The following is a 24,057-nucleotide window of genomic DNA, read 5'->3' on the forward strand; positions in this document are numbered from 1 at the left end:
CGCCGGGTGGGGACGTTGAGCAGCGAGCTGATCGGGATCGTGACGCGGATACCCTTGTCGAAGGAACCTTCGCCGAAGTCTTCGGCAGAGGCATCGGTGACGGTCGCATAGGCGCCGACGCTCCAGCCGGTGGCAAACTCGCGGTCGAGCCCCACGGTGGCACCGATGTCGCAGGCCAGGTAGCGGCCCACGTCAAGCTGGCCGTGGAAGCCGTTGCCGAAGTCGTAGTACGCCGAGACATGGCCGTTGAACTCCGGGATTTCGCGCTTGACGCCGGACACCGGGTCGGTGGTGGTCATCGACTGGAAGCCGAAAAGCTGATCGTAGTCGCGGCGCTGGATCCAGTTCACTTCCGCGCCGAAGGCGACACGGCTGGTGACCGGCTTCCAGAGGATCTCGGCCGAGACACCGCCGTACATCTCTTCGAGGTAGCCCGCCGAGATCCGGCCGTAGAGGTTCTTGCCCGGGCGCCCGTAATAGGCGAGCTGGAGGTTCTCGATGGTTTCGTCACCCTCTGCGGCGTAGACCGGAGCATCCGTGCGAACGCGCGGCAGGCCAGATTCATCCCGGCGGCTGATGTCGCTGATGTTGCCCGTGGCACGGTAGGAGGCCGACCCGGAGAACACGAGGTTCGGTGTGACGTCGAGGCTGAACGTGCCGCGCAGGCCTCCCTCGGTCCGGACCGGCTCTTCGGGGTCGAAGACCGACACGTCGAGGTAGGGAGCAAGCGACCAATCGAACTGCGGATAGGACGACTGATATGCCTCGGGCTCGCGCCCGAAACCGTCGTAGAAGCGCACGCGCGGCAGGATCTCGATGGCGGCCTCATGCTCCTCGCGTTCGAGGTCGGAGCGCATGATGACGACCGACGACGTGGCCATGCCGTTGACCATCGGGATGATTTCGAACTGTTCGACCGATGCGGGAAGTGTCCGGGTCATGACGCGGGCGATACGGCCAAGCGCCTGCGCTTCGGAGTTGAAGCGCGGGTTGGACACACGCACGACGGCCCGACGGCTTTCGAGGGTCATGCCCTCCAGCCTGATGCCTTCCGAGGCTAGCGTCTGGGCAAGCTGCGTCTGCGCTGCGGTGGTCTTCTGCGGGTCGACGGTCCAGCCAAGGTCGGCGGCGGCGCCGGCCGGACGGGGGGCGACGGGCAGGCCGGACGGCTCGACCCCGCCGGGAACGCCCAGCGTCTTCGGGTTGGTGTAAACCGTCAGCTGCGCGCCAACCTCACTGCCAAGCACACTGTAGAGCGAAAGCTGGCCCGCGCCCTGCCAGAGCTTGTAATCGACGCCGAAGTTCCAGGGCGACTTGTGCTCGACACCGCCGCTCGCAACTTCGCGTTCGTACTGGTCGGAGGAGTATTCGACCTTGAACTTGAAGCGGTCGTTGGGGGCGTAGCTGACACCGCCGAACGCGGCCATGTCGCCGCGGAACCAGCGGTCGGTCGTGAACTTGCCGCCCTGGCCGAGAACGGTCGTCGGACGGGTCCCGAGAGATCCGAGCGTCGCTTCGCTGCCGAAGCGGCCCCAGCCGATCCCGCCGGTCACCTTGAGGCCGGGCATCAGCGTCTTGGTCGCGACGACGTATTCGCCGCTGTAGACGCCCGTACCGATGATGTCCGACATGCCGACCACGATGGCCGGGCGCCAGCCGCTTTCCTTCATCAGAAGGTAACGAATGTCAAAGCTGCGGTCGAAGTAGTCTTCGGAGACCGCGAAGGGGAAGGCCTTCAGTTCCGAGTAGCGAAAGCTGCCCGACAAGCGGGGCGTGATCTGGAAGCTCAGGGTTGAGCGGGTGTAGTTTCCGAATCCGCCATAGGTTGCACTGAGCGTCGCATCCGGCAGGACTTCGGCTGTCGGCTGTCGGCATGTCGACGAGGCCCGGGGTCCCGTAGAGGTTCATGGTGGCGCCGTCGCGGCCTTCCTGCGGTACCGCGGCAGAAGACCAGAGCGTTGCGACGGAGCCGAGAAGCGCCCCGACGATCCGTCCGCGTCGTGAGTGTCGGGAAGGGATACCCGGCATGTTCTTACCTCTGCTCTTCTTGGCCCGCACTCTTGCTACGGTTTTGCCATGTTCGTGTCCATAAATTTGCACGGTTCGCCGCCGGGTCTGTGTGATTATGAGCACGGTTGTGAGTCTGGCAAAATTAACCCGACACTTTGACTCGTTAAGGCGGTGGTAAGCCGCCGCCGCATAAACCTGACCCCGGTGGGAGAAAGGTGAGTGCGATGAGCGGCGACAATGAACTTGCGCCTATCATCATCAAACGGAAGAAAGTCGTCGGCGGCGACGGGCACCATGGCGGGGCGTGGAAGGTGGCGTATGCCGACTTCGTCACGGCCATGATGGCGTTCTTCCTTTTGATGTGGCTATTGAACGCGACAACGGAGAAGCAGCGCAAGGGTATTGCCGACTACTTCACCCCGACGGTCGCCATGGCCCGTGTGTCCGGTGGCGGGGATGGCCCGCTGGGTGGTGACTCCGTGTTTGCGGAAAACACCCTGCCGCGCATGGGCTCCGGTTCCACCAGTCTGAACCCGGCCGCCTCCAACGGCGAACAGGGGACCTTCACCGAGGGGGATACCGGCGATGACGCCGCAGACATGGACGAAGCCTTCAAGGAGGTGGAAGAGATGCTCATGGGCCGCGGCGGAGAGAGCATGGTCGCCGACGAACTGATGGAGCACATCGTCACACGCGTCACCGATGAGGGGCTGGTGATCGAGTTCTTCGAATCCGAGCACGCCCGCCTCTTCACCGGCGAAGCGACACCGACGCCCCTGCTGGAGGATCTGGCGCTTGTCCTGGCGCGAGCGTCCGAAGTGGTGACCAACCAGATGGCGATCGAGGGGCACGTCGCGTCCTATCCCCTTGTTCTGGCTCGGGATCCAAGCTGGGATGTCTCCGGGTTGCGCGCCTCCGCCTTCCGCGAGTTGCTGACCGGCGACGGGGTGTCGGAGAACCGCATCAAGCGGGTCACCTCCTACGCCGACCGGGAACCGGTGCACGCCAATCCGATGAACCCCCGCAACAACCGGATCGAGGTGGTCTTTCTGCGTGACTTGTGACGGGCCCGAGATTGGATCGGATTTTAGCTGTTAGCCGGGCGTTAAACCGGCGGCCTTATCAGTTGTCTCGAAATTTGAGCGAGACAGCAGAAAGGCGTGTCAATGACGATCTCATCTTCTCTCAACGCAGGTGTTGCAGGCCTTTCGGCAAACGCGACGCGGCTGGCGACCATTTCCGACAACATCGCCAACTCTGCGACGCAAGGCTACAAGCGCGTCGAGACGGAATTTTCCGCCATGGTGACCTCGGGAAACTCCGGCACCTACACCGCCGGGGGTGTCCGCACGCAGACCAACCGGCTCGTCGCGGAGCACGGCGCGCTGGTGACGACGAACAACGCCACTGACCTCGCCGTCCGCGGCACCGGTTTCCTTCCGGTGGCCCAGGCGACAGAGGTGCTGGCCGGCAACGGCAATCCGCAGATGTTCATGACGACGACGGCATCGTTCCGGCTGGATGCAGAAGGGTATCTCAGGACGGAATCGGGCCTCATGCTGCTGGGCTGGCGGGCAAATGCGGACGGCAGCATTCCGAACCTGGCCCGCGACACATCTGCCAGCCTCGAGCCTATCCAGATCGCGCTGAACCAGTATCTCAGCGAACCGACGACCGCGATCACGATGGGCGTCAACCTGCCGGCGACACAGACGACCGCCGGCGCCTCCGGTGATCCGCTGGAACTGCCCATCGAATATTTCGACAACCTTGGCCGATCGGAATCGCTGAACGTGACGTTCACGCCCACCGTCCCGGCCACCGGCTCTTCTAACGAATGGACGATGGTCATCACCGATTCCGCCAGTGGCGGCGCAATCATCGGCGACTACACAGTGACTTTCGACAATACGCCATCGGCGGGCGGCACACTGGCAAGCGTCAGCGCACCGATCAGTGCCGGCGGCGCCTACGACGGCGTGGCAGGCTCCGTCATCGTGAACGCAGCGGGCGGCCCGATCGAACTGAGCATCGGACAGCTCTTCACCAACAACGGCTTGACCCAGCGCTCCGACAGCTTCGCGCCACTGAACATCGCAAAGGACGGGTCGCCTGCGGGCAACATGACCTCCGTTGAAGTCGATGAAAGCGGGCGGGTCTACGCTTACTTCGACACCGGGGCCAGCGCTGTCATCTTCCAGATCCCGCTGGTCGACGTTCCGAACCCGAACGGCATGATCGCGCTGAACAACCAGTTGTTCCAGCCCTCGGCAGAGAGCGGCAGCTTCTTCCTCTGGGATGCCGGCGACGGCCCAACAGGAGAGATCGTTCCCTACGCACGCGAGGAATCGACCACCGACGTGGCTGCCGAACTGACCGACATGATCCAGACGCAGCGTGCCTATTCGTCCAACGCGAAGGTCATTCAAACGGTCGACGAGATGTTGCAGGAAACCACCAACATCAAGCGCTGATCCGAAACCGATCCTGACAAAAGGAGGGCGCTAAATGTCCCTGACGGGAGCCCTGAACGCCGCGATGTCCGGCCTGAAAGCCAACACGCGCGCAGCATCGCTGATCTCGACCAACATCGCGAACGCCACGAACGAGGCCTACGGGCGGCGGACGATGGAACTGAGCGCGCTCGGATCCGGCACACGTGGCGGCGTTCTCGTCGCGGGTGTCGTCCGGCAGTACGATCCCGTTCTGGTGGCCGACCGGATGGTGGCGGATTCCCAGCTTGCGGGCGGCAGCGACATGTACGCCTTCGCGAAACGGCTCGAGACACTGGTCGGGGAGTCGGGGACGTCCGGCTCCCTCACCGACCGGATCACCGCCTTCGAAAACGCGCTGTTGTCCGCGTCCTCGAACCCGGCGTCCGCGCAGCGGCTGGAACTGGTGGCCGTCACGGCGACCGATCTGACCAACGCCATCAACGACCTTTCCTTTGAGGTGCAGCTCGCCCGGCAGACCGCCGACACTACGATTGCCAAGCAGGTGTCCACGCTCAATGCGGCCGTGTCGCGGCTGGAGGTCATCAACGATATCGTGCGCAAGGCCGAAGCCTCCGGGACGGACACGGCCTCGGTTCTCGATGAACGGCAGGCCCTGCTGAACGAAATCTCCAGCATCGTGCCCCTGCGCGTGGTGGAGCGGGAGCACGGCCAGATCGCCCTGTTCACGCGAAGGGGTGGCATCCTGCTGGACGGCAAGGCCTACGAGGTCGGCTTCAGCACCACCGGTTCCATTGATGCAGCCACGACGTTGGGCGGCGGCGGGTTGTCCGGTCTGACCTTGAACGGCACGCCGATCGACCCGTCCACCAACGGCATGTTCGCCGGAGGCAGCCTCGCCGCGCAGTTCGAATTACGCGACGTGACGGCGGTGAACCGGCAGGCGGAGCTGGACGGCATCGCCCGCGACTTGATCGAACGGCTTGGTCCAGGCGGTCCGGACACCACACTTGGCGCCACCGATCCGGGCTTTTTCACCGACAACGGCATCGCCTTTGCGGCGGCGAACGAAACCGGGATCGCCGGGCGGATCTCCCTCAACGCAGTGCTTGCACCGGCGGGCGGCGGGACCTGGCGCATTCGTGACGGGATCGGCGCCGCCGCCGCCGGAGAGGTCGGATATGCGACCCTCCTGCAGGGGATCGCGGATGCCCTGGGTGCCTCGAACGTGCCCGGATCGGCTGCTTTGCCCAGCATCGCCCGCACGTTCATCGACCAGGTGTCGCAGTTCTCGTCCTCGGTCGCCGGCGAACGCGTGCGGTCGGAAAACGCATTCACCTTCCTGTCGGCCCAGAACCGGACCCTGCGCGAGATGGAGCTCTCCAAGGGTGTCGATACCGACCAGGAGCTTCAGAAGCTGATGCAGGTGGAACAGTACTACACGGCCAACGCAAAGGTCATCTCGACCGTCGACGACCTGTTCGAGCGTCTGCTGTCAATCTAAGGAGACATTCCCATGGAAGTCATCGGCGACATGGCGCGCGCGCTGGTTCTGCGAACGAACCAGGTCAGGCTGCGCGAGGAAATGGACAAGCTGGCGGTGGAGGTTTCCACGGGATTCGTGAAGGATCCCGGGAAGCACCTGAACGGCGACCTGACCGGGTTGCAGGCCATCGACCGGTCGCTTTCACGGCTGGAGGCCTACCGGATCAACACCACGGAAGCGACGTTTCTGACCAGCTCGATGCAGACCACCCTCGACGAGATCCAGACACGGTCGGAAATGGTGTCGCAGACGCTCATCTCGGCTGAGCTGACGCCGAACGGACCGCTGTTGAAGACAATGTCCGAGGATGCGGAAAATGCGCTGGGACAGATCCTGAACGGGCTCAACCGCAGCGTTGCGGGGCGGTTCCTCTTTTCCGGGACGGCGACCGACCGCCGCGCCGTTCAGGGGATCGAGGACCTGCTGACCGACGTCCGCGCCAGCCTTGCCGGCGCCACCTCGATGACGGACGTGGAGACCGCGCTCGACACCTTTTTCGGGGCGGGCGGCACGTATGAGACGGTGACTTACGAGGGGTCGAATACCGGGATTTCCCCCCTGCGGCTCAGCGAAACGGAAACCGCAAACGTCGACATCCGCGCCACCGACCCGGTCTTCAGGGAGGTGCTGAAGCCGCTGGTCATGGCTACGCTGGCGACGGACTCGTCCCTCGGGTTCTCGCAGGACCTGCAGGTAGAGATGCTGGCAGCCTCCGGGCGCAACCTTCTGGGCGCGCAGCAGGACATCGTCGAACTGCGGGCGGGGCTGGGCGCGCTCGAAGCGCGGGTGGAGGAAACCAACACACGCAACGCGGCGGAACGGACGGCCACCAGCATGGCGCGTCTCGATCTGGTCGGGGCGGATCAGTATGAAACGGCCTCCCGCTACGAAAGCATCCGCGCGCAGTTGGAGAGCCTTTATGCCATGACGGTCCGCTCGCAGCGACTGTCCCTGGCGGAGTTCCTGTGATGCTGACACGTCTGGCTTCCCTCTTCATGATCGTGGCTGCGATGGCCTTGCCCGCAGCCGCGCAATCCGTCCGCATCAAGGATCTTGTCGAGGTCGATGGCGTCCGGTCCAACGACCTCGTCGGTTATGGCCTCGTGGTCGGCCTCAACGGCACGGGCGACGGGCTGAGGAACTCGCCCTTCACCGAAGAGATCATGACCAACATCCTGGAACGGCTGGGTGTGAACGTGACCGGCGAACAGTTCCGGCCGCGCAACGTGGCCGCCGTTCTGGTGACCGGGCGCCTTCCGCCGTTCGCGCGCACCGGCGGGCAGGTCGATGTGACGGTCTCGGCCATCGGCGACGCCAAGAGCCTGCTGGGCGGCACCCTGATCATGACGCCGCTCAACGCCGCGGATGGTCAGATCTATGCGGTAGCCCAAGGCACCGTCATTGCCGGAGGGGCGGAAGCAGAAGGCGATGCCGCGCGCGTCGTCCAGGGGGTGCCGACCTCCGGTGTCATTCCCTCCGGCGCACGGGTGGAGAGGGAAGTGCCCTTCGATTTCGCCAACCTGTCATCGCTGCGCCTTGCCCTGAGGGAGCCGGATTTCACGACCGCGGCCCGGATCGAGGACGTCATCAACCGTTCTCTCGGGCGACGCGCCGCCGTCATGATGGATGCGGGCACGATACAGGTGAATTTGCAGAACACTGGGGCGTCTTCCCCGGCCCGCGCGGTCGTCGCCATCGAGAACCTTGCCGTCGAACCGCAGCGCCGGGCGCGTGTCGTGGTGGATCAACGCTCGGGCACCATCGTCATGGGGGCCGACGTCCGGATTTCGCGGGTCGCCGTCTCGCAGGGCAACCTGACCCTTAGGATCGAGGAGGCCCCGCTTGCCATCCAGCCGAACCCCTTCGCCGACGGGGAAACCGTGGTGGTGCCGCGCACCGGCGCCTCCATCGAGGAAGAGCCGGGGATTGGGCTGGCCGAGGTTCCGACCGGGACCAGCCTTTCCGAGGTGATCGCAGGCCTGAACGCGCTGGGTGTCAGCCCGCGCGACATGATCGACATCCTCAAGAGCATCAAGGCGGCAGGCGCACTTCACGCGGATTTTGTGGTGATGTGACAGCCCGGCAGAGGCTTTCTTAACGGCTCGGTGCCAGTCTGGCCCGGGAAATGCAGTTGGAGCTTTCAGCATGCTCGGAATCATCGGGATCGTCGTTCTTTTTGCCATGGTGTTCGGGGGATACCTCGCCGCCGGCGGCAAGATGGGCATCATCCTCAAGGCGCTCCCCTTCGAATTCATGATGATCGGCGGCGCAGCGGCCGGGGCTTTCCTGATCGGCAACGACGGGGGCACGGTCAAACACGCCCTCAAGGACATCGGCAAGGTCTTCAAGGGCGCGAAGTGGAAGCACGAGGATTACCGGGATCTTCTGTGCCTTCTGTTCGAACTGATCCGTCTTGCCCGTCAGAACCCGGTCGCGATCGAGGAACACATTGAAAGCCCGTCGGAATCTTCGATCTTCGGCAAATATCCGAAGATCCTGGGCGACAAGTACGCGATCGAGCTGATCTGCGACACCATGCGCTCCGTTTCGATGAACTACGACGACCCCCACCAGGTGGAGGAGGTTCTCGACAAACGTCTGGAGGGGATGGAGCATCACGCGATGCATTCGAGCCATGCGCTCCAGTCGATGGCCGACGCGCTTCCGGCGCTGGGGATCGTCGCGGCGGTGTTGGGCGTGATCAAGACCATGGCCTCCATCGACCAGCCGCCCGAAGTTCTGGGCAAGCTGATCGGCGGCGCGCTGGTGGGGACTTTCCTTGGCGTTTTCCTGGCCTACGGGCTGGTCGGTCCCTTCGCGGGCAAGGTCAAGGCGGTCGCCGAGGAGGACATGCATTTCTATCACCTGATCCGGGAGGTCCTTGTCGCCAACCTTCACAACCACGCAACCAACATCTGCATCGAAGTCGGAAGGCAGAACACACCGGGGCATTTCCGCCCGACCTTTGAGGATCTCGAAGAGGCCCTGAAATCGGTCAAGCAGGAGGCGGCATGACCCGATGGCTGATGGTCGTCTTCCTGATCGCGACGGCGGCGGTTGCCCAGGCGCAACCGCTGGTCGTGCGCACCGGGGAGCACGGCGACTTCACGAGGCTGGTCCTGCAACTGCCGAACGGTGCAGACTGGGACGTCAATACCGGCGCCGGGACAGTCACCGTCGGGATCAGAGATCCGTCTGTTACCTTCGATCTTTCGGAGGCATTTCAACGCATTGACCGTAGCCGCATCGCCGATCTGACGGCGATCGGCAACGGGTCGTTGGTGGTCAAACTGGCCTGCAGGTGTGAGGCCGACAGTTTCCTCGTCGATTCGAACCTGCTGGTGCTCGATCTGTCAGAGGTTGAGGGCGCCGCCTTGCCCGAGGCCGAACCCCGGCAGTCTGAGATTCAATCGCCTCAGCCGTCCCCTGCCGCGGCAGTCAGCCCTCTCGTTGCGGACCTGAGCAGGGTGCGCGTTGGGCAAACGGCAGGTATCGGTCCGGGCCGGCAGACCGATCCGCTGCTGCCGAAAATGCGCAACCCGGACAATACCGTGAGCCGGCAAACACAGCAGGCAGAGACCGAAGACAGCGAGCCGACCAACAGCGCCCCCGACCTTGGCGAACAGATCGCATCCGACCTTGCTGTGGCGGCCACGCGTGGTCTGCTCAGCCCCTCCATCCAGACCGTGCAATCGCAGTCCGAACCGAACCGCGGCGAGGACCTTGTACCTCCGGGCGAGGCCCGCATGTCGGCGGACTCCGCTGACCTCGCAAGACAACTCGTCGCGGGGTTGACCAACGCGACGCACGAAACGCTCAGGGCCGGACGTGTCTCCATCGGCGCGGACACCTGTGTCCCCGACAGTAAACTCGACATCGCCCATTGGTCGGAACCGGAGTCGGAGGCCGTGGTCGTGATGTCGAAGCGCCGCAGCGCTTTGTTCGGAGAGTTCGACCGCATCGACCAATCCGCCCTGAAATCCTACGCCCGCAGCCTGTTGCATTACGGTTTTGGCGCTGAGGCGAAGGTCATCCTCGAAATGAGCGAAGGAAAACCGGACGCCCTGATGACCTCGCTCAGTTTCCTGGTGGATGGGCGCCCCGATCCCGGAAGGTTCTTCGCCGGACAGGAAAGTTGTGCAGGTGCCGCCGCGCTCTGGGCCGTCTTGTCCACGCAAAACCTTTCAAGCAGCGCGCATCTCGAGACCGACCTGATCCTCCAGTCGTTCGAAGCGCTGCCCAAGCATCTGAAGGAACATCTCGGTCCGCTGCTCGCGGAACGCCTGACGGGTGCCGGGTTCACAGACGCCGCCCGCGAAGTCTATGTCCGGATGGAGCGTGCTTTTGGCTCCGAATCCGACCGCGTCGCGCTTGGCCGCGCCAACATGGACCTGAAGGACGGCAATCTGGCCGAAGCGGAAACGCGCCTGAAACCATTGTCGGAAAACGGAACGCCACAGACGCCGGAGGCCATAAAGGCACGCATTTCACTGGCCGAGGCACAGAATGAACTGCTGCCCGAAAGGATCGTCGAACTCGCGGACGCCTATGCCAACGAGTACCGGAACACGGATCAGGGCGCGGTGCTTTGGCAGGCGCATATCCGATCCCTTCTGCAGAACGGTGCCTTCGACCAGGCGTTCACGGCGATGGACGACGCAAAGGGAATTCCGGACGACATTCAGGCAGAGACACGGGAACTGGCTTTCCACCAGCTTGTGAACCGGGCTGAGGATCTGACCTTCCTGAAACACGCCCTGTCCACGGACCATCCCCACGGCGGAGAGCGCGGCGTCACCAACGCAACGATCCTCAGCATTGCCCAGCGTCTTGTCGGCCTTGGAATGGCCGATGTGGCGCTGGAGCAGCTGGATCTGGTCGCCGGGCAGGGTGACAACAGGGCGATCCGCGTGATCCGGGCAGCGGCTTTGATGGATCTTGGCGAACCCGAGGAAGCGGAAATCCAGCTGATCGGGCTGAGGGGCGAAGACGTCGAACGTATGCGCGCGGAGGCGCGTCGACAGATGGGTGACCATGTCTTTGCCGAGAGGATCTTTCGTGAGGTCGGTGCCGAAGACGCGGCTGCGACCTCTGCTTGGCTCTCCGGCAATTGGGAGGAGATGGCCAACGGCTCGGACAGCGTGATGAGCGAAGCCGCAAGGATGCTTCAGCAGGCAGGCACGACCATGGGCGACACTGATGTCACGCTGCGGGCCGCCGAGGACATCTTTGCCGAGAGCGAGAGTTCCCGGAACACGATCCGCAGCCTGCTCGAAACCACGCGTGTGGCCCCTGACAGCTGATCTGAACACCCATTCTAAACCATTTTGCCCTAGCAAAATTCAGGAGAATTTTCGCGAAACGGGGCGGAGCAAGATGGTATCGCAGAGCGTCCTCAAACACGGGACCGACAGAGCGAAGTGGGCCGGGTCAGTCCTGGAGGTCACAAAGCCGTGGACGTGTCCTGAAATCTGCGGTCACTTCGCATGAAACTCGACGCATCCCAGCTGTTCAAGCCGACGGTGCTTCTGGCGCTCGCGCTCATGGCGATCATCGTGATGATGATCCTGCCCATGCCGTCATGGGTCCTGGACATCGGCCTTGCCGTTTCCTTCGGCCTCGCGATCCTGATATTCACCGTCACGCTGTTCATCGAAAGGCCGCTCGATTTCTCGGCCTTCCCGACGATCCTGCTGACCTCGCTGATGCTCAGGCTGTCGCTGAATGTGAGTTCGACGAAGCTGATCATCGGCGAAGGGCACACCGGTACACACGCGGCGGGTGAGGTCATCCAGGGTTTCGCCAATTTCGTGATGGGCGGCAGCGTCTTCCTCGGGCTTGTCGTGTTCGGCGTCTTGATGATCGTGAATTTCGCGGTCATCACCAAGGGCTCGGCCCGGATGGCCGAGGTTTCGGCCCGCTTCGCTCTCGACGGGATGCCGGGCAAGCAGCTGGCCATCGACGCAGACATGTCCGCGGGTGCCATCGACCACGCAGAGGCAAAGGCGCGCCGCGAAACTGAACAGCTCGAGACGACGTTTTTCGGGTCGCTCGACGGCGCCTCGAAGTTCGTGAAGGGCGATGCCGTCGCGGGGCTTCTGATCACTTTGCTCAACCTCGTCATGGGGATGATCATGGGCGTCGCGGTGCATGACATGCCGCTGGGCGACGCCATGGAAACCTATGCGATCCTGACGGTGGGCGACGGGCTCGTGTCCCAGATCCCGGCGGTCATCATTTCCATCGCCGCCGGTCTTCTCTTGGCGCGCGGCGGTGCGACCGGCTCGACCGACATGGCGATGATCACCCAGCTTGGCCGTCATCCGGCGGCTCTGGCGACGGTCGCGATCCTGATGGTTCTGTTTGCGCTCGTGCCGGGCCTGCCGTTTGTTCCGTTCATTCTGGGTGGTGCTGTCCTTGGCTGGGCGGCGTGGCACATCGCAAAGCGCCCGCCGGAGAAACCGAAAACGGAAGAGGACAAGGAGCAGGAGGAGGAGCCGGCGCGCCAGCGGATGGGCGATGTGCTCGACCTCGACGACATCCATGTGGAGTTCGCGCCGGACCTCGTCAACATGGTGCTGGATCCGGGCACCGGCCTGGACATCCGGATCTCCAACATGCGCACGCATATCGCGTCCAACTTCGGCCTGATCCTTCCGGAAATCCGGCTGACGGACGCGCCCTCCCTGCCGACGGGGACCTATGTCGTCCGCATTCACGGGGTGGAAATGGCACGGGGCGAACTCAACCCCGACATGGTTCTGGCGCTGCTTCCTGATGCGGGTGACAGCCTGCCCTCCGGACACGATGTGACCGAACCGGTCTACGGGGCGCCTGCCCGTTGGATCAGGCCCGGCGATCAGGACAGGGCCGCGATGACCGGCGCCACCATCGTCACGCCCACAGAGGTGCTGGCCACCCACCTGCTGGAGGTGATCCGCCGCAACTTTGGCCGACTGTTGTCCCTGAAGGCACTGCGCCGCCTGCTGGATGAAATGGTCACGCTGTCCAATCCCGTCCGGGCGGAGGCAAACCGCAAGCTGCTGGACGAACTGATCCCGGACAAGGTGCAGATCGACACGCTGTTGCAGGTTCTCCGCCTGCTTCTGGATGAGCAGGTGTCGGTCCGGAACCTGCCGTTGATCCTTGAAACGATTGCGGAAATGCGCGGTCAGCAAAGCCAGCCGGAGGCGATCTGCGAACACGTGCGCCAGCGGCTCGGGTTCCAGCTGGTCGCAGGGATGCGCCGCGACGATGGGACGATCCCCCTCGTGCAACTCGCGCCGGAGTGGGAAGAGACGTTCCAGTCCTACCAGGTCGAAAGCGCGCATGGCGCGCTCGATGTCGCCCTGCCGCCGGATCAGTTCGAGAGCCTGACAAAGGGTCTTGCGCTGACCATCGGCGACGCGGGCGGGAAGGGGATCTTTCCAGCTGTCGTGACTTCCGCCCGACGGCGGCGGTTCCTCAGGACGGTCATGGTCGCCAAGGGTCTGACCAACCCGGTGCTGTCCTTCGAGGAGATCGGGCTGGAGGCGCGGCCCTCGCTGGTCGGCGTGGTGGCGGCGTGACCAGCCTCGCGATCCTGCAGGGACTTTTGGGCGACACGGCGTGGATGTCCCTTGCCGTCTTCCTGCGGATCGCGGCAATGCTGGCCATCCTGCCTGCCTTTGGCGAGCAGGTGATCTCGGTTCGGGTCCGGCTGGTGCTTGCGCTGCTTCTGACCGTTGTGGTGACGCCCGCCGTGGCGCCCCTGATCGCCTTGCCGGGGCCATCGCTGGGGACCTTCCTGCGGGCCCTCGCGACAGAGACGATATCCGGCCTGTTCCTCGGCATCATGCTGCGCACGTTCATCTTCGCCATCCAGACGGCGGGCGCCATCGCGGCGCAGTCCACGTCGCTGTCCCAGCTTCTCGGGCAGTCCGGCATGGACCCGCTTCCGGCCATCGGGCACATCCTGACGATGGCGGCGCTAGCCCTGCTGATGGCCACGGGGTTTCACGTCAACGTCGCCGCCTTCATCGTCCTGTCCTACGAAATCCTGCCCTTCATGGAGTTCCCGAACCCGTCCGCTATCGCCGAGGCCGGGCGGGCGCGGGTGGCTCAAAGCTTCGGCCTGGCGTTCAGCCTCGCCGCGCCCTTCGTGATCCTGTCGGTGATCTACAACCTGACGCTCGGCGCCATCAACAAGGCGATGCCGCAGCTCATGGTGGCTTTCGTCGGCGCGCCGGTGATCACCTTCGGCGCCATCGCGACCCTTCTCGTGGCGGCGCCGTTCATGCTGTCGGTCTGGTTGACGGCGGTCGAGGGATTCCTCGTCGCGCCCTTCGCAAGGTGACACATGGCCGATCAGGACGAAGCCGCCGAGAAGAGCCACGAACCATCCCAGCGAAAGCTGGACCAGGCCCGCAAGAAAGGCGAAATCCCCCGGTCGGCCGACCTTCTGACCGCCATGGCCTACCTCGGTCTGCTGCTTTGCGGCGTCGCGGCGGGCGGATACATCCTGACGCAATTCGCCGAAGTCATGCTGCCGCTGCTTGAGCAGCCTGACCGCATTGCCGAGGCGTTCTTTGGCGGAAACGCCACGCCTCTCGCGGGGTCGATCATGGCGGCGGCCATGTCGCCGGTCCTTCCGCTTCTTCTCGTGCCCGGGGTCTTCGTGCTCTTGACGCTGTTTGCGACAAGGGGCTTCGCCTTTGCGGGGTCGAAACTCCAGCCGAAAGTCTCCCGCATCAATCCGATCGAAGGTGCCAAGAACAAGTTCGGCCGCCGTGGGTTGTTCGAGTTCTTCAAGAGCTTCGTGAAGCTGACGATCTATTCCATCCTGCTTGCAGTCTTCCTTCAGCACCAGCTCGACAGCATCGTCGGCACCGTCTTCGGCACCCCGGCCGAGGCCGTGTTGCTGATGACGGACCTGATGCTTCGCTTCCTGCTGGTCGTGGTCCTGATCGCCATCGTCATCGGCGCCATCGACGCCTTCTGGCAACGGATGGAGCACATGCGCAAGAACCGCATGTCGCAGAAGGAACTGCGGGACGAGATGAAGGATTCGGAAGGCGATCCCTACATCAAGCAGCATCGCAGGATGCGCGCCCAGGAAATGGCGCTGAACCAGATGCTTCCGGATGTGCCCGGCGCCGACGTGGTGATCGTGAACCCGACGCATTACGCGGTTGCGCTTAAGTGGAGCAGGATGCCCGGTTCGGCCCCGGTCTGCGTCGCCAAGGGCACGGATTACGTTGCCGCCCGGATCAGGGAGGTCGCCGCCGACGCCGGTGTGCCGATCCATTCCGATCCGCCTACCGCGCGCGCGCTTTTTGCTACCACCCGGATCGGCGATGAGATCGCGACCGAACACTACCGCCCGGTCGCCGCAGCCATCCGGTTCGCGGAAAGCATGCGCGCCAAGGCGAGACGGAGTTACGGCAAATGAGCAGGTACGACGAACTGGCCGAAGCGACGCGCCTTCTGCTGGAGCAGGAACTGGACGCGCATCGCCGCAACCTTGAACAAAGCCGGCGTATCGATGGCGAGCTGGCCCAGCTCGACGCCATGCGGAAGGCGGCGCAGTCCGATCCGGGCGCCATCACGGCCCGCCAGATCCTGGGCGCCGACACGTTGTGGCAGGGCTGGCTTGCGCGCAAGCGGCAGGACATGCTGCGGCAGGCGGCGCGCGCGCGGGCGCAGGAGCTGATGACGCTCGACCGCGCGCGCCTGGCGTTCTCGCGCACCGAGGCGGCAGAGACGATCCGGCGCGAAGCGAAGATGGAAGCACTCCGCAAGTCCCGCACACGCGAAGCCGACGCCATGGAGGCGCTGGGTCAACTGCGGATCGCCATGCGGCGTGCGGAAGACGGGGACGAGGCCTAGCTCTCAGACGTCTTGGCGGGCGATTTCCGTGATCAACACGTCGCGCGCCTCGGACCCGAGAACGGACCGCGCACCGTCGAGCAAGGCGCTGCGCAGGATGTCCATGCGCTGACCGGCCGTGAAGGACCCGTTGAAACCGCCGATGTTGGCGTGATCGAACATGATCTGCAGGAAAACGTCTCTCAGTTTCGGTTCACGGGCGTAGACGGTTTCGGTCATGCCTTGCGTGACCTCGACGCTGAGCGATGCCACCACCAGTGCCTGAACCCGCTCGTCTCCCATGACCGGCACGATGAACTGGTTGGTCAGCTTCACGTATTCGTTCGTGATGGGTGCGGCTTCTTCTGGCGAGGCGGCCTCCACCGTCGTGTGTGCGACGTCCCCTGCGGGGGCCACGCAGTCCACTGCCGCGACCTCTGCCTCCGGCGGCGGGGCGGGCTTCAGCATGATGCCCGCGCCGATGCCTGCGCCGGTCCCGATCAGGGCGAGGATGATGGGAAGGAGTTTCTTGATCATGCTGGCCCCTCAGAACGGCAGGACGGCGTCGAGCACCTGCTGGCCGATCCGCGGCTGCTGGACATCGGTGATCTGACCCCGGCCGCCGTAGGAAATCCGCGCGGATGCGATCTTGTCGTAGGTGATCTCGTTCTGGCGCGAGATGTCCTCCGGCCGGACGTAGCCGGAGACCAGCAGTTCCCGCAGCTCGAAATTGACGCGGACTTCCTGGCTGCCCTCGATCGAAAGGATGCCGTTCGGCAGCACGTCCACGACGGTTGCGGCGATGCGCAGGGTCAGGCTCTCACTGCGGCGCACCGATCCGTCCCCGCCTGAAGAGGCGCTGCTGTTCAGATCGACCGCGCTGTCGAGGCTGGCGCCGTCCGTGATCCCCTGGTTGATCCGCTCCGGCACGCCGAAGAGATCCGGGATGGCAAGCGATTCAGACCCGTTCCGCGACCGGGAGGTGCTGTTCTGGATCTCCGCACTGTCATCGATCAGGATGACGACCGTCAGGATGTCGCCGCGCTTCATGGCGCGCCGGTCCCCGAGAAGGGAGGCCTGACCTGCGCTCCAGAGCGAAGCACCGTCGCTGGCGCGCCCCGGGGGGCTGACTTCGGGAATGCCGGAGGCAATCATCGCGACCCGTTCGGTGCTTTCCGTCTGGGGCGTGAAATCGGGCGCCTTGCCGATATGGTTCATCCGTGCGCAGGCCGCGGTGGCCGCGACCAGTGCAATCAGAAACGTGATGCGCAGCATGGAGATCCTCACTTTGTCACCAGGACCGATCCGTCCGGCGAGATTGTTCCGAACAGCACCGTCCGGGAGTCGCTGTTCATGACGCGGATGCGCTCGCCCTCGGCGCCGCGATCCAGTGCGCGGCCCTCCGCGATGATCCGCAGGCCGCCGCGCGCATAGATCAGTTCGACGACCTGATTTCGGTCCACCAGCGCGGGCTCTCCGACCGAGCCGATCATCAGTGGCCTGCCGGGATAGATTGCGTACCGTGATTCCTGGCCGATCACATCGTCGAGCGAAACGTAAGCACCTGAAATCGTGACCTGATCTATCCGGACGGCGTCCGGTGAGATGATCTGCTGCGGGCGGATCGTCTGGGTGGCGACGACCGTCTCCGCCTGCGCGCCGCCGGCCAGTGTGCACAGGATGGCAAGCGCGAGGCGCATCAGCGCACCTGCGCCGTCGCGCCAAGCATCTGGTCTGCCGCCGAAATCACCTTGGAGTTCAGCTCGTACCCGCGTTGTGCCTCGATCAGGTCGGTGATCTCCTTGACGGCATCGACCGAGCTGTCTTCGAGGTAGCCCTGACGCAGCGTGCCAAGCCCGTCCTGGCCGGGTGTGGACTGGATTGCCGGGCCGGATGCCTCGGTTTCGACGAAGAGGTTGGAGCCGATCGCTTCCAGTCCCTTCGCGTTCGCAAAACCGGCCAGGGTGAACTGACCCAGAAGCTGCGCCTGCGCCTGTCCGGCGAAATAGGCATAGACCTCCCCGTCGGCATTGATGGAAATGCGGCGCGCGTCGTCGGGTATCGTGATTTCCGGCGCGACGGGGTGCCCGTCCGACGTGACGATCAGACCTTCGCCCGTGCGTTTCAGCCCGCCGTCGCGAGTGTATGCGGCCTGACCGGAGGGCAGCGTGACCTCGAGATAACCGTTGCCCTCGATTGCGACGTCCAGATCGCCCCCGGTGGCGGACAGCGCGCCTTGGGACAATTGCACCGAAACCGCAGCGGGCCGCACGCCCAGGCCAAGCTGGATGCCTGTCGGCAGCACCGTCCCGTTGGAGGCATTGACCGTCCCGGCCCGGGCCATCTGCTGGTAGTGCAGATCGGCGAACTCCGCCCGGCGTGCGTTGTAGCCGGTCGTGCTCATGTTCGAGAGATTGTTGGATATGACTTCGACCCGCATCTGCTGGGCACTCATGCCCGTTGCGGCGATCTTGAGGGCGCGCATTCTACTGCTCCTATTTCATGAATGCCTTGATGGCATCTCTGATGCGTTCGTCTTCGCGTTCGGAAAAGCTCTGGCCCAGCTCGTAGGCGCGTTGCACCTCGACCATGCGGGCCAGTTGCAGGACCGTGTCCACGTTCGAGGCCTCGGTGAACCCCTGCATGACGCGCGGGTTGTCCACCGGCTCGAACCCGGCGGTGGCTTCGAACAGTTGCGATCCTTCGCGGACCATGGCCAGTTCGTCGACGGGGCGGACCACGCCGATCTGGCCGATGGGCCGGCCGCCCGTGCTGAGCGTGCCGTCCTGCGCAATGGCAAGATCCGTGGCGTCGGGCGGCACGAAGATCGGCGCGCCACCGCCGTCCAGAACGGGGTTTCCGTCCGGTGTGACCAGCAGACCTTCGGCGCTGGGCGAAAAGGCCCCGGCCCGGGTCAGGCGTTCGCCGTTGGGCGTCCCGACGAGGAAAAACCCCTCCCCCTCGATGGCCAGATCGTAGGCGCTGCCCGTGGGTTCCAGCTCCCCCTGCGCGAAGGACGTCTTGTGGATCCGCCCCGCCGCCATCGACACCGAATCCAGCCGGTCGCCTTCCGACAGGTACTCGGAGAAGATCATCCCTTCCTGCCGGAAGCCCGTGGTGTTCGCGTTTGCGATGTTGTTGGCGATGACCTGCATTTCACGTAGCAGGCTCGATTGGCGGCTCAGCGCGATGTAACCGGCGGTTTCCATGTCACCCTCCTGCGATGATCGGTAAGATGCGTTCCTGGAAGAACCCCACGAGCGTGTTCGTCATGAAGCTCATGGACATCCAGAACACCGCCACGATGGCGAGCAGCTTGGGCACGAAGGTCAGTGTCATTTCCTGGATGGAGGTCAGTGCCTGCAGAAGCCCGATTCCGACACCGGCAACCAGCGCGGCGGCGAGGATCGGCACCGAGGTGACGGCAGCGACCCACAGGCCCATGCGCAGGGTGTCGAAGAAGACAGTTTCGTTCAGCACGGCTCAGACCGGCATCCGAAGGATTTCCTGGTAGGCCTCGACCACCTTGTCGCGGACGGCCACCACGGTTTCGACGGCAAGCTCCGACTGGGCGAGCGCCTCGACCAGGGCGTGCGGGTCGGCATCGCCTGTCATCGCTTCCTGAGAGGCTTCCTCTGCCGATCTGAGCTGCCGGACGAAGTCCTCCGTCACGCGGGCAAAGTCGGCCTCCATTTTGCTGGGCTCTGCGGGATCGGGCTCCATCGCGGGGCGCGAAGCGGCGTATTTCTGAGCTGCATAGAGCGAACGGACGTCCATTCTGGTCACCTTTCACTGGGGGTTTAGCGTCACTGGGGGTTTAGCGTCACTGGGGGTTTAGCGGCGCAGCAGGTCGAGAAGTGCACTCGACATCTGGCGGGTCTGGTCGAACATCTTGAGGTTGGCCTCGTAGGACCGCTGGGCTTCGCGCGCGTCGGCCAGCTCGATCATCAGGTCGACGTTCGATCCGAGGTACCTGCCGGTCTCGTCGGCGAGCGGATGCGAGGGATCGTAGACCTCGTCGAGGGGAACGCGCGACAGGTCCACGTCTCCGGGCTCCACCCGCGACAGCGAGGAGTCGTCCTTCGTCACGTCGAAGCTCAGCAGCTTCCGGTGGTAGCCGGGCGTGTCGACGTTCGCGATGTTCTCCGACACGACGCGCAGCCGTGCGGCCTGTGACATCAGACCGCCGGAGGTGACGGACAGGGCATCTGAAAAAGCGCTCATGAAAGACTCCCGTTATCTGCGTCCAAGGCTGGACCGCAGGATGTTCAGGTTGCTGCGATAGATCGCGAGGGCCCGGTCGTGCTGACGCTTGGCGTTCACGGCAAACATCATCTCCTCTTCGACGGAGACGGTGTTGCCATTCGGATCGGCGGGCGAGTCGCGTTCGGTGATATCCGGTTCACGCGAGGTACTGCCGTTCAGGTGCCGGTCGCGTGTGGCGCGCTGACCCGAGAAGCCCTGGCGCACACTCGCATTGAATTCCGCGACGGCCTTGCCGCGGTAACCGGGCGTATCCGCATTTGCCATATTCTGGGCGGAGTACGCCTGCTGCACGCCCGCATGCCGTGCCATCGCCATCGCCGTTCTGAAGACGTCCAGATTTTGGAACATCGGGGATTCTCCCTCGATTTGTTTCAATCAAGGCTTAACCCTGATTCCTTTAGAAACGGTTTGCGGACCCTGAACGGAGCGTACGATGGATGAAGAGATCAGCGGCCTGCGCGCCAGGATCGCGCAGATGCAACCCGTGCGCGACGTGGGCAGGGTCCAGGCGGTCGACGGCACGACGATCTGGGTCAGCGGCCTGTCAGAAGTGGCGAGCATCGGCGACCGGCTGCGCCTGTATCACGGTGCCCAAACACTTGGCGGAGAGGTCCTGCGCATCCGGAACGACCTTGTCGCCATGCTGCCGGACGAGGTCGCCGAAGGCGTGTCCAAGGGCGACCGGGTGGCGGTGCTGGGGCCGCCGACCCTTGCGCCCTGCAACAGCTGGATCGGGCGGGTCGTGGACGCCTACGGTCGCCCCCTAGACGGCGCGCCGCTGGGTCCCGGGCAAAAGCGACGACCCTTCCGGGCAAGCCCGCCGCCCGCCGCCGCGCGTCGCCGCCTTGGCCCGCGCCTGTCCACCGGCCTGTCGGTCTTCGACACGCTCTTGCCCATCGCGCAGGGCCAGAGGATCGGTCTTTTTGCGGGATCGGGCGTCGGGAAGTCACGCCTTCTCGCGCAGCTCGCTCAGGGCATGCAGGCGGACGTGGTCGTCCTTGCGCTTGTCGGTGAACGAGGCCGTGAGGTTCTCGATTTCGTCACCAAGGTGCTCGGCCCGGAAGGGATGAAGCGCAGTATCGTCGTCGCCGCGACGTCCGACCGTTCGCCGTTGGAACGGCGCCGTTGCCCGCTGGCCGCCATGACGATTGCTGAGCATTTTCGCGATCAGGGCAAGCACGTGCTCTACATGGCCGATTCGATCACGCGCTTCGCCGAGGCGCATCGCGAGGTGGCCATAGCCTCCGGCGAATTGCCGGCGCTGCGGGGCCACCCCCCGTCGGTCGCACACCAGATCATGCGACTGGCCGAAAGGGCTGGATGCGGTGTCGAGGGTTCGGGGGACATCACCGCCGTCCTCAGCGTGCTTGTCGCCGGATCGGACATGGAAGAGCCGATCGCCGATATCCTGCGGGGCGTTCTCGATGGGCATGTTGTGCTGGATCGCCAGATCGCCGAACGTGGCCGCTTCCCCGCCATTGACCTTTTGCGCTCCGTCTCGCGAAGTCTGCCCGAAGCGGCGAACGAACTGGAAAACGTGCTGATCCAGGATGTCCGGCAACTTCTGGGATCATACGCCCGATCCGAAACCATGATCCGTGCCGGGCTGTATCGCGAGGGGGAGGATCCGATCCTCGATCAGGCAGTCCGGGCTTGGTCGGACCTCGACGATTTCCTGTCGGAGTCATCGCCGGCAGGACCGGAACGCGCGTTTCAACGGCTGGAGTTGATCCTGCGCCGGTCCCAGTCCGCCAAGCCGCGGCGACCTGCACCGCAACGAGGCCGCCCGGGTCTGCAAGCCCGTTAGCGGCTGGGTGGCGTCACCTGCTCTGGTTCTGGATCGAAGACAACAGCGTTAGCGCAATCTGCTGAGATCCGAAGCCCGCGTTGGCGGCCACATCCGATTGAAGCAGGTAGCTGTAGATCACCTTGTTGCGGATGGTCTCGTCTTCAAGATCCTTGAATTGTGTTATCCCGAAGCGGCTGGCGGCCTTTTCCTTCAGCATCTCAACCTGCTTGTCGATGTCGATCTGGCTGAAACTGCCGGGCAGACCCAAGGCGGTCTGGAACACCTCCCGCATGGTGGAATCACCCAAGACGTTGAACCATTTGGTGTTTTCGGAGCTGTCGAGGCCCGCCAGCGCCGGTGCCCCACGCTGGAAACTGAGCGCGGTGCCGATGGTCGGGTTAACCTCGTTCACAGCATCCTCGAACATCTGCCACTGATAGTTGTCGATGATCTTGTCCGCGAACCCATTGGTCCTGATTGCTGTCGTCGGCTCGGTGTCGAAGCCGAACGCCTTGGTCATCGCGATCAGACCCCTGTCGCCAAGGACGTTTGCCAAGGCTCCGGGATCGCTTGCGCCCTCTTCGAAAACACGCTTCAAAAGGGCCCTGCTGTTGGTGCGATCCTCTACACCGAATGCGGTGAGCGCGACCTTCAAAAGATCGTTGTCCTTCATCAGGTCGTCCACACCGGTCACAGAGCCAATGGACTCCCTGAAGTAAGTCTTCGTCGTCTCGAGTCCATCCAGAACGGTGGCTTCAAGCGTCGCGGCGGCAAGGGGATTGGTCGCGTATTCCGGCTGTTCCAGCAGGTCGGCGAGATCAGCTCGAATGCGCTCATCGTAAGAGGCCAGAATGTCGCCTGCGAACCCGTCTTCCTGGAAAGGAAAACTGGTGGTTTCCTCGAAGCTGAACGCGCGGGCGAGGGCGATGTAGCGGCCATCCTTCAGCTTGTTGGCCAAGGCGCCGTCGTCTTCCGCGCCCTCGTTCAGGACACGCTTAATGAGGTACGTGCTGTCGACCTGGTCACTCAGTCCGAAGGCGGCCAGCGCGACACTCAAGAGCCGCCGGTCCTTGACCAGATCGTCGCCCGACTCGATGGTGCCGATCTTCTCCTTGAAGTACTCGGTATCCCGGGCGAGGTCCGCGCTGGCGTTGAACGCCGTCCTCTGCTTGGACATCGTGGTCTGAAGGACCTGCCATCCGATCAAACCCGACCCCGGGATCATGGGCGTGATAGGCATTATTTCGCACCTGTTGCCAAAAGCCGGTCTTCGCGCGGGATCAGGGCTCTCAACGCCTTGAGGCATTGGTAGAACTGGTCGCCCAGCAGTGCATCCGTCGCCTGTGTCAGCAGTCTTCGGCTGTCCGGATCGACCAGAATATGGCTCAACTCCTCAATCCTTGGCAGAAGCTGCGAACGCGCGTCTTCCGGGTGCGCATCGCCGGTCAGGATCAGCTGCGCCGTGTAGCACAGTCGCCGCACCGGTGTCCGCGCTTCATCCGGATGGATCGCATCCCTGAGGCGCAGAACGTTGGCGTTCGGCGTGACGATGGACAACCTGCTCCGCTTGTCGCCGTTTTCGATCACGGCACCGTTGATCAGGACCCGTTCCCTGGGTCCCAGCTTTAGCACCAGTCCGCTCATCTGCTTGTCCTCCGGCCGCTCAACCCCTTGAGGATGGCGGCATTGATTTCCAGCAGCGGCGTTATCCGGCCCTTTCGGGTCAGGACCTTGGACGTTTGCTGCTGGACGAATTCGGCAAGGTAAAAGATCCTGGCACGAAGATCCTGCGGCAGGGCGTTGCCGTCGTCGGCAACATCGATGGCAAGCGTAGTCCACAACCTTTGATTGTCGGAGAGCGCTTCGACAAGTTTCGGATATGCCATTGGACCAGCTTCTGCTGCCGCTTTGATACGGTGTGTGACGCGTGCGATCAGCTCATATTCGGTGCCGCGCGGAGTCTGGGTTGTCCGGGCATTTTGAGCGTAGGCACGTAGCGCTTGGGTCTGAACCGCGCCGGGTTTGCCGGAGGCTCCAACTCATGAGTAGGATGGAGCATCATGACAAAGACAACGAACAAGTATTCACCAGAAGTGCGCGAGCGCGCCGTGCGGATGGTAATGGATGGCACCGGGCAGCATGAAAGC

General features: G+C 63.9%; 24 protein-coding genes and 1 pseudogene. 12 read left to right on the plus strand and 13 right to left on the minus strand.

Annotated features, from left to right (window positions below; genetic code table 11):
• Positions 1-1,850, minus strand: a 1,850-nt coding sequence (locus ACU0DV_RS24650; RefSeq protein ID WP_446273614.1) for a YjbH domain-containing protein, incomplete at its 3' end; no start/stop codon positions are given.
• Between the two features lie 384 nt (positions 1,851-2,234).
• Between ACU0DV_RS24650 and ACU0DV_RS24655 the strand changes: the two genes are divergently transcribed.
• The 11 genes from ACU0DV_RS24655 (at position 2,235) to ACU0DV_RS24705 (ending at position 15,876) form a co-directional block, all read left to right on the plus strand.
• Complete coding sequence (locus tag ACU0DV_RS24655; protein ID WP_100928699.1) at positions 2,235-3,074, plus strand: flagellar motor protein MotB; 840 nt, start codon at positions 2,235-2,237, stop codon at positions 3,072-3,074.
• 102 nt (positions 3,075-3,176) lie between these two features.
• Entirely contained in the window at positions 3,177-4,484 is a 1,308-nt protein-coding gene (locus ACU0DV_RS24660; RefSeq protein ID WP_100928700.1) for a flagellar hook protein FlgE, read from the plus strand.
• Between the two features lie 34 nt (positions 4,485-4,518).
• Entirely contained in the window at positions 4,519-5,967 is a 1,449-nt protein-coding gene (gene flgK / locus ACU0DV_RS24665; protein WP_446269814.1) for a flagellar hook-associated protein FlgK, read from the plus strand.
• 12 nt (positions 5,968-5,979) lie between these two features.
• Entirely contained in the window at positions 5,980-6,978 is a 999-nt protein-coding gene (locus ACU0DV_RS24670; protein ID WP_446269815.1) for a flagellin, read from the plus strand.
• A complete protein-coding gene (locus tag ACU0DV_RS24675; protein ID WP_373418412.1) occupies positions 6,978-8,084 on the plus strand; it encodes a flagellar basal body P-ring protein FlgI in 1,107 nt (368 codons plus the stop codon). The genes ACU0DV_RS24670 and ACU0DV_RS24675 overlap by 1 nt, the downstream gene beginning before the upstream one ends.
• A gap of 70 nt (positions 8,085-8,154) precedes the next feature.
• On the plus strand, positions 8,155-9,024 hold the full coding sequence (gene motA, locus ACU0DV_RS24680; RefSeq protein WP_100928704.1) for a flagellar motor stator protein MotA: 870 nt from the start codon (positions 8,155-8,157) through the stop codon (positions 9,022-9,024).
• Positions 9,021-11,312, plus strand: a complete 2,292-nt coding sequence (locus ACU0DV_RS24685; protein ID WP_446269816.1) for a hypothetical protein — start codon at positions 9,021-9,023, stop codon at positions 11,310-11,312. Before motA ends, ACU0DV_RS24685 begins: the two co-directional genes overlap by 4 nt.
• 183 nt (positions 11,313-11,495) lie before the next feature.
• Positions 11,496-13,577, plus strand: a complete 2,082-nt coding sequence (gene flhA / locus ACU0DV_RS24690) for a flagellar biosynthesis protein FlhA (protein WP_100928706.1) — start codon at positions 11,496-11,498, stop codon at positions 13,575-13,577.
• Positions 13,574-14,344, plus strand: a complete 771-nt coding sequence (locus ACU0DV_RS24695) for a flagellar biosynthetic protein FliR (RefSeq protein ID WP_446269817.1) — start codon at positions 13,574-13,576, stop codon at positions 14,342-14,344. The genes flhA and ACU0DV_RS24695 overlap by 4 nt, the downstream gene beginning before the upstream one ends.
• A gap of 3 nt (positions 14,345-14,347) precedes the next feature.
• The gene (locus ACU0DV_RS24700) at positions 14,348-15,439 is read left to right on the plus strand and encodes an EscU/YscU/HrcU family type III secretion system export apparatus switch protein (RefSeq protein WP_446269818.1); all 1,092 of its coding nucleotides are present in this window, start codon (positions 14,348-14,350) and stop codon (positions 15,437-15,439) included.
• Positions 15,436-15,876, plus strand: coding sequence for a hypothetical protein (locus ACU0DV_RS24705; RefSeq protein ID WP_100928708.1), 441 nt, complete (start codon positions 15,436-15,438; stop codon positions 15,874-15,876). The genes ACU0DV_RS24700 and ACU0DV_RS24705 overlap by 4 nt, the downstream gene beginning before the upstream one ends.
• 3 nt (positions 15,877-15,879) lie before the next feature.
• Here the strand turns inward: ACU0DV_RS24705 and ACU0DV_RS24710 are convergent, their stop codons facing one another.
• Genes ACU0DV_RS24710 through ACU0DV_RS24750 form a run of 9 tightly spaced genes read right to left on the minus strand, consistent with a single transcriptional unit; the run spans position 15,880 to position 20,469 of the window.
• Positions 15,880-16,392 carry a flagellar basal body-associated FliL family protein gene (locus tag ACU0DV_RS24710; RefSeq protein WP_100928709.1) on the minus strand — a complete coding sequence of 171 codons (513 nt, stop codon included), beginning with the start codon at positions 16,390-16,392 and terminating at the stop codon, positions 15,880-15,882.
• Positions 16,393-16,401: 9 nt separating this feature from the next.
• Positions 16,402-17,130 (minus strand): flagellar basal body L-ring protein FlgH, encoded by a 729-nt coding sequence (gene flgH / locus ACU0DV_RS24715; RefSeq protein ID WP_446269819.1) that lies wholly within the window; start codon positions 17,128-17,130, stop codon positions 16,402-16,404.
• Between the two features lie 8 nt (positions 17,131-17,138).
• Entirely contained in the window at positions 17,139-17,555 is a 417-nt protein-coding gene (flgA, locus tag ACU0DV_RS24720; RefSeq protein ID WP_446269820.1) for a flagellar basal body P-ring formation chaperone FlgA, read from the minus strand.
• On the minus strand, positions 17,555-18,340 hold the full coding sequence (gene flgG / locus ACU0DV_RS24725; RefSeq protein ID WP_005858541.1) for a flagellar basal-body rod protein FlgG: 786 nt from the start codon (positions 18,338-18,340) through the stop codon (positions 17,555-17,557). The genes flgA and flgG overlap by 1 nt, the downstream gene beginning before the upstream one ends.
• A 10-nt stretch (positions 18,341-18,350) precedes the next feature.
• The gene (locus tag ACU0DV_RS24730; protein WP_370311545.1) at positions 18,351-19,064 is read right to left on the minus strand and encodes a flagellar hook-basal body complex protein; all 714 of its coding nucleotides are present in this window, start codon (positions 19,062-19,064) and stop codon (positions 18,351-18,353) included.
• A gap of 1 nt (position 19,065) precedes the next feature.
• On the minus strand, positions 19,066-19,335 hold the full coding sequence (locus tag ACU0DV_RS24735) for a flagellar biosynthetic protein FliQ (RefSeq protein ID WP_100928713.1): 270 nt from the start codon (positions 19,333-19,335) through the stop codon (positions 19,066-19,068).
• Between the two features lie 3 nt (positions 19,336-19,338).
• A complete protein-coding gene (gene fliE, locus ACU0DV_RS24740) occupies positions 19,339-19,632 on the minus strand; it encodes a flagellar hook-basal body complex protein FliE (RefSeq protein ID WP_100928714.1) in 294 nt (97 codons plus the stop codon).
• 57 nt (positions 19,633-19,689) lie between these two features.
• On the minus strand, positions 19,690-20,079 hold the full coding sequence (gene flgC / locus ACU0DV_RS24745) for a flagellar basal body rod protein FlgC (protein ID WP_100928715.1): 390 nt from the start codon (positions 20,077-20,079) through the stop codon (positions 19,690-19,692).
• 12 nt (positions 20,080-20,091) lie between these two features.
• Complete coding sequence (locus ACU0DV_RS24750; RefSeq protein WP_100928716.1) at positions 20,092-20,469, minus strand: FlgB family protein; 378 nt, start codon at positions 20,467-20,469, stop codon at positions 20,092-20,094.
• An 85-nt stretch (positions 20,470-20,554) separates the two neighbouring features.
• Here ACU0DV_RS24750 and ACU0DV_RS24755 point away from each other — a divergent pair, with 85 nt between their 5' ends.
• Complete coding sequence (locus tag ACU0DV_RS24755; protein WP_446269821.1) at positions 20,555-21,928, plus strand: FliI/YscN family ATPase; 1,374 nt, start codon at positions 20,555-20,557, stop codon at positions 21,926-21,928.
• Between the two features lie 13 nt (positions 21,929-21,941).
• On the opposite strand, the gene ACU0DV_RS24760 is transcribed toward ACU0DV_RS24755, so the two are convergent.
• From ACU0DV_RS24760 to flaF, 3 genes and pseudogenes are all read right to left on the minus strand, one after another.
• The gene (locus ACU0DV_RS24760) at positions 21,942-23,150 is read right to left on the minus strand and encodes a DUF1217 domain-containing protein (RefSeq protein WP_446269822.1); all 1,209 of its coding nucleotides are present in this window, start codon (positions 23,148-23,150) and stop codon (positions 21,942-21,944) included.
• On the minus strand, positions 23,150-23,554 hold the full coding sequence (gene flbT / locus ACU0DV_RS24765; protein ID WP_100928718.1) for a flagellar biosynthesis repressor FlbT: 405 nt from the start codon (positions 23,552-23,554) through the stop codon (positions 23,150-23,152). Before flbT ends, ACU0DV_RS24760 begins: the two co-directional genes overlap by 1 nt.
• A pseudogene (flaF, locus tag ACU0DV_RS24770) lies at positions 23,551-23,898 on the minus strand (flagellar biosynthesis regulator FlaF); the annotation flags it as partial. The gene flbT and the pseudogene flaF, both read right to left, overlap by 4 nt.
• Between the last annotated feature and the right edge of the window lie 159 nt (positions 23,899-24,057).

It is taken from the genome of Sagittula sp. (assembly GCF_052825245.1).